8 protein-coding genes are annotated in these 8,222 nt (G+C 67.8%); 3 read left to right on the plus strand and 5 right to left on the minus strand.

Going from position 1 to position 8,222, the window contains the following annotated elements; translation table 11 throughout:
- Positions 1 to 12 precede the first annotated feature (12 nt).
- Positions 13 to 1,377, plus strand: coding sequence for a 4-aminobutyrate--2-oxoglutarate transaminase (gene gabT / locus Y706_RS0111355; protein WP_028276688.1), 1,365 nt, complete (start codon positions 13 to 15; stop codon positions 1,375 to 1,377).
- A gap of 163 nt (positions 1,378 to 1,540) precedes the next feature.
- Here gabT and Y706_RS27475 read toward each other — a convergent pair whose 3' ends face one another.
- On the minus strand, positions 1,541 to 2,314 hold the full coding sequence (locus tag Y706_RS27475; protein ID WP_052355060.1) for an AMIN-like domain-containing (lipo)protein: 774 nt from the start codon (positions 2,312 to 2,314) through the stop codon (positions 1,541 to 1,543).
- 191 nt (positions 2,315 to 2,505) lie between these two features.
- On the opposite strand from Y706_RS27475, the gene Y706_RS0111365 reads away from it, so the two are divergent.
- Positions 2,506 to 3,378 carry a universal stress protein gene (locus Y706_RS0111365; protein WP_043436029.1) on the plus strand — a complete coding sequence of 291 codons (873 nt, stop codon included), beginning with the start codon at positions 2,506 to 2,508 and terminating at the stop codon, positions 3,376 to 3,378.
- On the opposite strand, the gene Y706_RS25025 is transcribed toward Y706_RS0111365, so the two are convergent.
- The 4 genes from Y706_RS25025 to rarD form a co-directional block, all read right to left on the minus strand.
- The gene (locus Y706_RS25025) at positions 3,345 to 4,175 is read right to left on the minus strand and encodes a class I SAM-dependent methyltransferase (RefSeq protein WP_052355061.1); all 831 of its coding nucleotides are present in this window, start codon (positions 4,173 to 4,175) and stop codon (positions 3,345 to 3,347) included. The two genes, Y706_RS0111365 and Y706_RS25025, sit on opposite strands and share 34 nt — an antisense overlap.
- A gap of 56 nt (positions 4,176 to 4,231) precedes the next feature.
- Positions 4,232 to 5,764: a putative bifunctional diguanylate cyclase/phosphodiesterase gene (locus Y706_RS0111375; RefSeq protein ID WP_028276690.1), complete on the minus strand. Its 1,533-nt coding sequence runs from the start codon at positions 5,762 to 5,764 to the stop codon at positions 4,232 to 4,234.
- Positions 5,751 to 6,155 (minus strand): DUF7793 family protein, encoded by a 405-nt coding sequence (locus Y706_RS0111380; protein ID WP_084476084.1) that lies wholly within the window; start codon positions 6,153 to 6,155, stop codon positions 5,751 to 5,753. The genes Y706_RS0111375 and Y706_RS0111380 overlap by 14 nt, the downstream gene beginning before the upstream one ends.
- Positions 6,156 to 6,247: 92 nt before the next feature.
- Positions 6,248 to 7,168, minus strand: a complete 921-nt coding sequence (gene rarD, locus Y706_RS0111385) for an EamA family transporter RarD (RefSeq protein WP_156945121.1) — start codon at positions 7,166 to 7,168, stop codon at positions 6,248 to 6,250.
- 235 nt (positions 7,169 to 7,403) lie between these two features.
- Here rarD and Y706_RS0111390 point away from each other — a divergent pair.
- Positions 7,404 to 8,222: FAD-dependent oxidoreductase (locus Y706_RS0111390; protein ID WP_028276693.1), on the plus strand; the 819-nt coding region annotated here is incomplete at its 3' end.

The raw sequence follows: 8,222 nt of genomic DNA on the forward strand, positions 1-8,222 counted from the left end.
GAAGGCCTTCCCATGACCACCACCGCACATGACATCACCTACCGGCTCGAGCAGAAGCGCCGCGTCCAGGCCGACTTCCCGGGCCCCAAGTCCGTTGCCCTGACCGAACGCCGCAAGGCGGTCGTCGCGGCCGGCGTCGCGTCCAGCGTCCCGGTCTTCGTGGCCGACGCCGACGGCGGCATCATCCACGACGTCGACGGCAACTCCTTCATTGACCTCGGCTCCGGCATCGCCGTGACGAGCGTCGGCGCCTCGGACCCCGCCGTCGTCGGCGCCGTGAAGGAAGCCGTGGAGCACTTCACCCACACCTGCTTCATGGTCACGCCGTACGAGGGCTATGTCGCCGTTGCCGAGCAGCTGAACCGCCTCACCCCGGGCGACCACGAAAAGCGCACGGTGCTGTTCAACTCCGGCGCCGAGGCGGTCGAAAACGCCGTCAAGGTGGCCCGCCTGGCCACCGGCCGGGACGCCGTCGTCGCATTCGACCACGCCTACCACGGCCGCACCAACTTGACCATGGCACTGACCGCCAAGGCCATGCCGTACAAGACCAACTTCGGCCCGTTCGCGCCCGAGGTCTACCGCATGCCGATGAGCTACCCGTTCCGCGAGGAAAACCCGGAGATCACCGGTGCCGAGGCCGCCAAGCGCGCCATCACCATGATCGAGAAGCAGATCGGCGGCGAGCAGGTTGCCGCGATCATCATCGAACCCATCCAGGGCGAAGGCGGCTTCATTGTCCCCGCCGACGGGTTCCTGCCCGCGCTGGCGGACTGGGCCAAGGACAAAGGCATCGTGTTCATCGCCGATGAGGTCCAGTCCGGCTTCTGCCGCACCGGTGAATGGTTCGCCGTGAACCACGAAGGTGTTGTCCCGGACATCATCACCATGGCCAAGGGCATCGCCGGCGGCATGCCGCTCTCCGCCATCACGGGCCGCGCCGATCTCCTCGACGCCGTCCACCCGGGCGGCCTCGGCGGCACCTACGGCGGCAACCCGGTGGCGTGCGCAGCAGCACTGGCGTCGATCGGCTCGATGGAGCAGTACGACCTCAACGGCCGCGCCAAGCACATTGAAGAGATCGCCCTCGGCAAGCTGCGCGAACTCGCCGCCGAGCTTGCTGACAGTTCAGTGATCGGTGACGTCCGCGGCCGCGGCGCCATGCTGGCCATTGAACTCGTCCAGGCCGGCTCCAAGGAGCCGAACCCGGAGCTGACCAAGGCCGTCGCCGCAGCCTGCCTCAAGGAGGGTGTCATCATACTCACCTGCGGCACCTACGGCAACGTCATCCGGCTGCTGCCCCCGCTGGTGATCAGCGACGAGCTGCTGCTGGACGGCCTCGGAGTCCTGGCCGCGGCCATCAAGGCCAACGCCTAGCCCAAGGCCCAGTGAGCTGCCGGGAAGGCGATCCTTTCCCGGCGAGCCGGCCCTACCCGAAAACGGGCGACACAGCGGAGGAGCCGCGGACACCTTGTCCGTGGCTCCTCCGCTGTTTCCGGCTTGGCTTTGTTCGGCCCTGCATCCGGCCCTGCGTCCGGTCCTATTTCCAGGCCGTCGCGTCCAGCTGGATCGCCACCACGTACAGGTGCTGGCCCTGCTCGATCTTCTCCACCTCAGTGACCCGCACCTTCGTCTCCGGAATCGTGCCCATCGGACGGCCGACGCCGATCCCGTAGCTCAGCACGCCCTCGAAGTCCCCGGCCGGCGCGTAGCTGGTGAGCGCCTGGTATCCGATTGCCGGCGGCGGCGCACTGGTCACGGTGCTGGCCGTGCCGTCCGCGGTGTGCGACTGGGCCCCGCGGAAGGTCACCTCGAGGAGGGTTCCCGTGCCGGGCATCGGGATGGGCAGGCCGCTGCCGTCGTCGACGAGTTCGGGGACCGTTTCGACGTCGTAGCTGGGGAAGCCACCGGTGAACCGGAAGCTCAACTGGTCGTACGGCGGCACGTCGGAGGGGTGCTGGCCCGCGCCGATGGCGGACAGCGTCGGCAACGGTGCCGCCGGCGGGGGCGCGATCGGCACCGGGTTCTTGTGGTCCGTGTGGAACGGGGTGGTTGGCCCCGGCACGGACCAGTCGTGGGTGACCGTGGAGGAGATCACCTTGTCGCCTGGTTGCGGCGGCGCCGTTTCGTCGGCATCCCCGGTTGCCGACGGCGACGGGCTGGCGGTCGGGCTGGCGGAGGCGGTCGGGGACTGCGACGGCGGCTGGCTGCCGGCGGAGGGCTGCGGGGCCGGCGTGCAGGCTGTCAGGACCAGCAGGAGCGTCAGGGTTCCCACTCCCGCGGTCCGCGTCCGTCCGTTGCGAATGGCGTCCATGGTGCGCTCCCCTCGACCATTCCAGCGTAGGTCCGGAAGATTGTGCTGGTCAGGGTAATAAGTCACCACCTTTTGACGTGCCGCTGGACTAGAGTCGTTCCTATCCACTGCAGGAACGCAGACCGGCCGACGTCGCCCGGAACCCCCGGGGCGCAGCTGGCATCTGCCCCAGACCCAAAAGGGGTTCATACATGCGATACGTAGTCGGCTATACACCCACCGAACGTGGTGCGGACGCCGTTGCCTTGGCCTCGGCCATGGCCCGCGCGCAGGGAGCGCATCTCGACCTGGTCTATGTGGTGGATCGGCACACGCCCTATGTGGCGATGAATCCGGAAGGAAACCAGGTCAGCGCCGCGGAGCAGCAGATCCGCTCAGCGGAACGCCAGGGAATGGACCTGGTCCCCGAGGGGCTGGAGGCGCACTTCCATGTCCGACAGGCAGAATCGTTCGCGGCCGGCCTCATCGAGGCCGCTCTCGAGTACAGGGCCGGCTTGATCGTGGTGGGTGCCGCCAGCAGCGGCCTGTTCAAGCGCCATACCGTGGGCAACGTGGCCAACGCCCTGCTGCACGCTGCCCCGGTTCCGGTGGCACTGGTGCCGCGCGGCTACCGCCATACCGAAGCCATCACGCGTCTGACCCTCGCGGTGGGCCAGCGCGTCGGAGCGGAGGCTGCGATCGACGTCGCGATCGAATCCGCCGAGCGCCGTGGCGTGCCGCTTCGGCTGGTTTCGCTCGTGGAACTGGACATCGAGGGGGACGGCGGGGAGAACGTCAACGCCGCCCACATCCACGCCAACACCGTCCTCGCTGCCGCCGCGCACCGTCTGCCGGAGGGCCACCACGTCAGCGTGGAGGTCGCCCACGGCCGCACGATCGAGGAAGCGATCGATGACCTGGAATGGGACGACGGCGAGGTCATGATCGTCGGGTCCTCGCGCCTGGCGGAGAAGCACAAACTGTTCATTGGCAGCACGGCTTTCAGGGTGCTGCGGGCGCTTCCGGTTCCGATGGTGGTGGTCCCGCGCGACTACCAGCGGGTGGATGCCTTCCCGGAGGTCTGAGTCCCCGGGGCCAGGACCGCCCAGTACGCGGGAATGCTGCCGGGCGGTCCACCGGCCTCCATCGGCACCGTCTTCAGGACGGTGGGTCCCTCCGCGATGAGGGTCCAGCGGTCCGGGGGAAACACGCGGGAGCGTTGCCCGGCACCGAAGTGGCCCGGTTTCGGCAACGAGGCAATGGCCTGGCGGAGCGGTCCCGGGATCCGCTTGCCGGTGGCGCCGAGTTCCCGCAGGTAGCTCAGGGCGCCGCCCGGGACGTTCGTTTCGACGAGGTAGATCCTGCCCCGGGTGCCCAGGAGCGCTTCGATGGAGCCTGCGAGGCGTGCCTGCCGACGCCGGCTGAGGACATGGAGCACTCCGCGGACAAAGACGTTGGCGTCGCCGAGTTCGCCCGCCAGCGCGGCCGCCGCGGCCGGCTGCGTGGCATCCAGGCTCCGGAAACTGAGGCCCGCGACCTGCGGCTGCGCGGAATGCGCGGCTGCCACGGCCTGGGGTGAGACGTCGACGCCGAGGACCGAGGCGAAGATGTCGGTGAGACGCCGTGTGATGGTGCCGTTCCCGCAGCCGAGATCGATCACCGGAAGGCTGGTGTCCATCGCGCCGGCCATCACCTGCAGGTGGTGCCGGATCTCTTCGTTCCCGGCGCCCGGGGCGGCGTCCCAGATGACCGGTTCCCGGAGGGATCCCTGGGACACGCCGCGCCAGAAGGCATCCCAGCGCCGGTCCGGGCGGCTGGGACGGTGCAGGGAGAGCACGGCAACCCTGGCCGCGAGCCGGACACTATCTGCCACCCAGTGCACGCGTTTTCCTGTTTTGCGTTTTCCTGATTTGCGTCTGCCCGCCGGCACGGTTCCGCTCACGCGACCGCGCCGTCTCTGTCCGCGAGCAGGTCCGTCATGTCCGCCACCGGGAGCGGGCGGCTGAAGAAATACCCCTGGCCGAACTCGCAGTTCAGCTGCCGCAGCCTGTTGGCTTGCTCCCTGTCCTCGATGCCTTCGGCGACGGCGCCCAGCCCGGCCGAATGGATCAGCTGCAGGATGGCGGCGACGAAGGTTTCCTGCTGCCGGTCCGTGGTCAGCCCGTCGAGCAGGGACTTATCGATCTTCGCCTGCGCGGCGGGGAGCGTGCGCAGGTAGCTGATGGAGGAATAGCCGGTGCCGAAGTCGTCGATCTCGATCCGGACGCCGAGGTCATTGAGCGACTGCATGGTGGCGGCTACTTCGGGGCCGCCGCGCATGATCGCGGTTTCGGTGATTTCGATCGAGATATGGCGGGGCTCGACGCCGTGCTGGGCCAGCAGGCCTTCGACGTAGGGTGCCAGATCGACGTGGTGCAGGTCCGCGGGGGAGAGGTTGATGTGCGTGCTGAAGTCCGCGGGAAGCCCCGGACCGGACTTCCAGCGGCCGGTTTGTGCGATGGCGTTCCGGAGCACCCAGTGGCCGATTTCCACAGTGAGGCCGGCCTCGTCGGCGGCGTCGAGGAACGTATCCGGCCCCAGCAGGCCCAAGGCGGGGTGGCGCCAGCGGATCAGGGCCTCGGTGCCGGCGATCGCTCCGGTGCGCAGGTCCATGATGGGCTGGTACTCCAGCTCGAGCTGGTCCGTCGCCAGTGCCGTCCGCAGCTCCGCCACCTGGTGAACCCGCTGCTTGGCGGCCTCGTGCATGGCCGCGGAAAACACCAGGAGGGTGTCCCTGCCGTGTTTCTTGGCCTCGTGCATGGCGATGTCGGCATCGCGGATGAGTTCCTCGCTTCGCAAACCCGGTTCGCCCAGCCGGACACCGGTGCCGGCCGTGAGGGCGACCGCCACACCGCCGGCAACGATTCTGTCCTTCAGTGATTCGCCGAGCCGGGCCGCGGTCTGCAGCACGGACTCCGTGTCCTGGTCCGCGACGAGCACCGCGAATTCATCCCCGCTGAGGCGTGCGATCAAGTGGCCCGGTCCGGCCGCGGCGCTAAGCCGCAGGGCCGTCTCGCGCAGCACGGCGTCCCCGGCGGCGTGGCCGAGGCTGTCGTTGATGAGCCGGAAGGAATCAAGGTCCATCAGGATCAGGGCCGGCTGGCGTCCCGTGCCGGCCCCGGCAACGGCTTCGGCCACCTTTTCCTGCAGCAGCGAGCGGCTGGCCAGGCCGGTCAGCTCATCGGTGTTGATGACGCGCCGGAGTTCGGCTTTGGCCGCCTCCAGGAGCGCGGTCCGCTCGGCGACGCGGACTTCCAGGTCCTCGTACATGCTCTGGAGCTCTTCGGCCAGCAGGTTGATGCCGGTGGTGACTGCGTCTATCCCGTCCCGGGCCGGTGAGACCGGCAGCCGGTTCGACAGATCGCCGGAGGACAGTACGACGATGCCGTCCACGAGTTCCTCGAGGCGGCGGTCATCATCACGCCCCGTCATGGCCCTGCGAGGTCAGCCAGCGGACCGCCTCTTCACCGTTGGTGAAAAAGCGTGTCGGAACCGGCGCGGAATTGACGCCGAGGAAGAAGTTGGCGAGGACCCGGTCCACGGCGGAGGAGCCGAGGAGTGCGATTGCCGAGGCGTCGCAGTGCTTGGCGAACACGGCCCGGGCGGCCCGGCTGACGGACTCCGTGGTGGCCATGTCGATCAGCAGCGGCGTGGGCCGGCCGCCGCACAACTCATTGACGCGATCCATGGCCAGTTGGGCGTTGGGGGCATCAATCACCACGCCGCGGGCCCACTGAAGGCGCAAGATGCCGTTGCTGTCGAAGTCCAGGGACGAGATGTCGCGCCCGCCCTGAGTTTCACGATCCTCGTGTGGCACCAGCAATCCTCAATTTCGCCCCGACATGTCCCCTTCATGATGACACTAACGCACAGTGGCAGGGGTGCGCAGGCCGCCAACCCGCCGGGGCGGTAGAGCTAGGCGGCGGCGCGGGCCCGTTTCCGGGTCACGGAGTTCTTCCGGGCCGTGTGCAGCATGTCCACGGTCAATACCAGCAGCGCCAGCCAGACGACGCCGAAACCGGCCCACCGGTCCGGTGTCATGGTTTCCTTGAACACGACGAGCGCCACGATGAACTGCAGGACGGGCGCGAAGTACTGCAGCAGGCCGATCGTGGTCATCGGCAGACGGCGGGCGGACGCGCCGAAGAACAGCAGGGGCACCGCGGTGATGACGCCTGACGCCACCAGCAGCCAGAAATGTCCCGCACCGTTTGCGGCCAGAGTTGCCGACCCGCTGACCGCGAGGAAGATCATGGTGGCCGCAGCTACGGGCGCCAGGACGATCGTCTCCACGGTGAGGCTCGTGATCGCCTCCGCCCGCGGGCCCACGCGCTTCTTGACGAATCCGTACAGGCCAAAGCTCAGCGCGAGTGTCAGTGCTATCCAGGGGAGCTTGCCGTAGGAGACCGTCAGCACCCCGACGGCCACGAAGCCGATGCCGACGGCGGCCCACTGCAGCGGCCGCAGTTTCTCCTTCAGGACGAAGACCCCCAGCAATACGGAGACCAGCGGGTTGATGAAGTAGCCCAAGGAGGCCTCGACGGCCTGGCCGGTGGTCACGCCGTAGGTGTACGTCAGCCAGTTCACCGCGATCAGGGCAGCGGCGACGGACAGCGGCCCAATCACAGTGCGGTCCCGGAAAGCAGCAGCCAGCACCCGCCAGGACCGTGTGACGGTGATGAGCAGGACGCAGAACAGGAGGGACCAGACCACCCGGTTGGCGACGATTTCGACCGCGCCGGCCGGATGCAGGACGTAGAAGTACAGGGGCAGCAGCCCCCAGAGCCCGTAGGCGCCGATGCCGAACAGGATTCCCGCCGTCGTGTCCTTGTCCACCGGTGCCGGTCCGCCCGGCCGGGCCGGCACCGGCCCTGCTCCAGCGGCCGGGCTGGCCGGCGCTGTCAAGGGGGCGGGGGACAAGGATCCTTCGGGCTTAGGCACAAAACCAATAACACCACCTGCCACCGAGATCTACACTCTTTCCCTACACGACGCTCTTCCGATCTATTTAGAATAGTGGCCTGTGCGCTGTATCTACTGGCGCTGTCCCTAAGACTCAGAAGGGCTCCCGGTGTCCAACTCGGCCGAATCCACATCCTCTCGTCCCCTCCGTGTCGCGATTGTTGGCGCGGGCCCGGCCGGTGTCTACGCCGCGGACATCCTGACGAAATCCAATGAGGTCAAGGACGGCGACTTCCAGGTCAGCATCGACCTCTTCGAAGCCTATCCGGCGCCCTACGGCCTCATCCGCTACGGGGTGGCTCCCGACCATCCGCGGATCAAGGGGATTGTCAACGCGCTCCACAAGGTCCTGGACCGCGGAGACATCCGGTTCCTCGGCAACGTCACCTATGGCCGGGACCTGACGCTGCATGACTTCCGCGCGTTCTACGACGCCGTCATCTTCTCCACCGGCGCCATCAAGGACGCGGACCTGGATATTCCCGGGATCGGCCTGGAGGGATCCTTCGGCGGGGCCGACTTCGTCTCCTGGTACGACGGCCACCCGGACGTGCCGCGGGACTGGCCGCTGGAGGCCAAGGAGATTGCGGTGATCGGCAACGGCAACGTGGCCCTCGACGTGGCCCGCATGCTTGTCAAGCACGCCGATGAACTCCTGGTCACCGAAATCCCGGACAACGTCTACCGGGCGCTCAAGGATTCGCCGGTCACCGACGTCCACGTGTTTGGCCGCCGCGGCCCGGCCCAGGTGAAGTTCACGCCGCTGGAGCTGCGCGAACTCAGCCACGCCAAGGACGTGGACATCGTCCTGTATCCCGAGGACTTTGAATTCGACGAGGCCTCGGACGAGGCCATTCGCAGCAACAACCAGATCCGGACCATGGTCAACACCCTCACGAACTGGCTCGTCGAGGAGCACGCCGAGGCC

Origin of the sequence: Arthrobacter sp. I3 (assembly GCF_000520575.1) — a bacterium.
Taxonomy (GTDB): domain Bacteria; phylum Actinomycetota; class Actinomycetes; order Actinomycetales; family Micrococcaceae; genus Arthrobacter; species Arthrobacter humicola_A.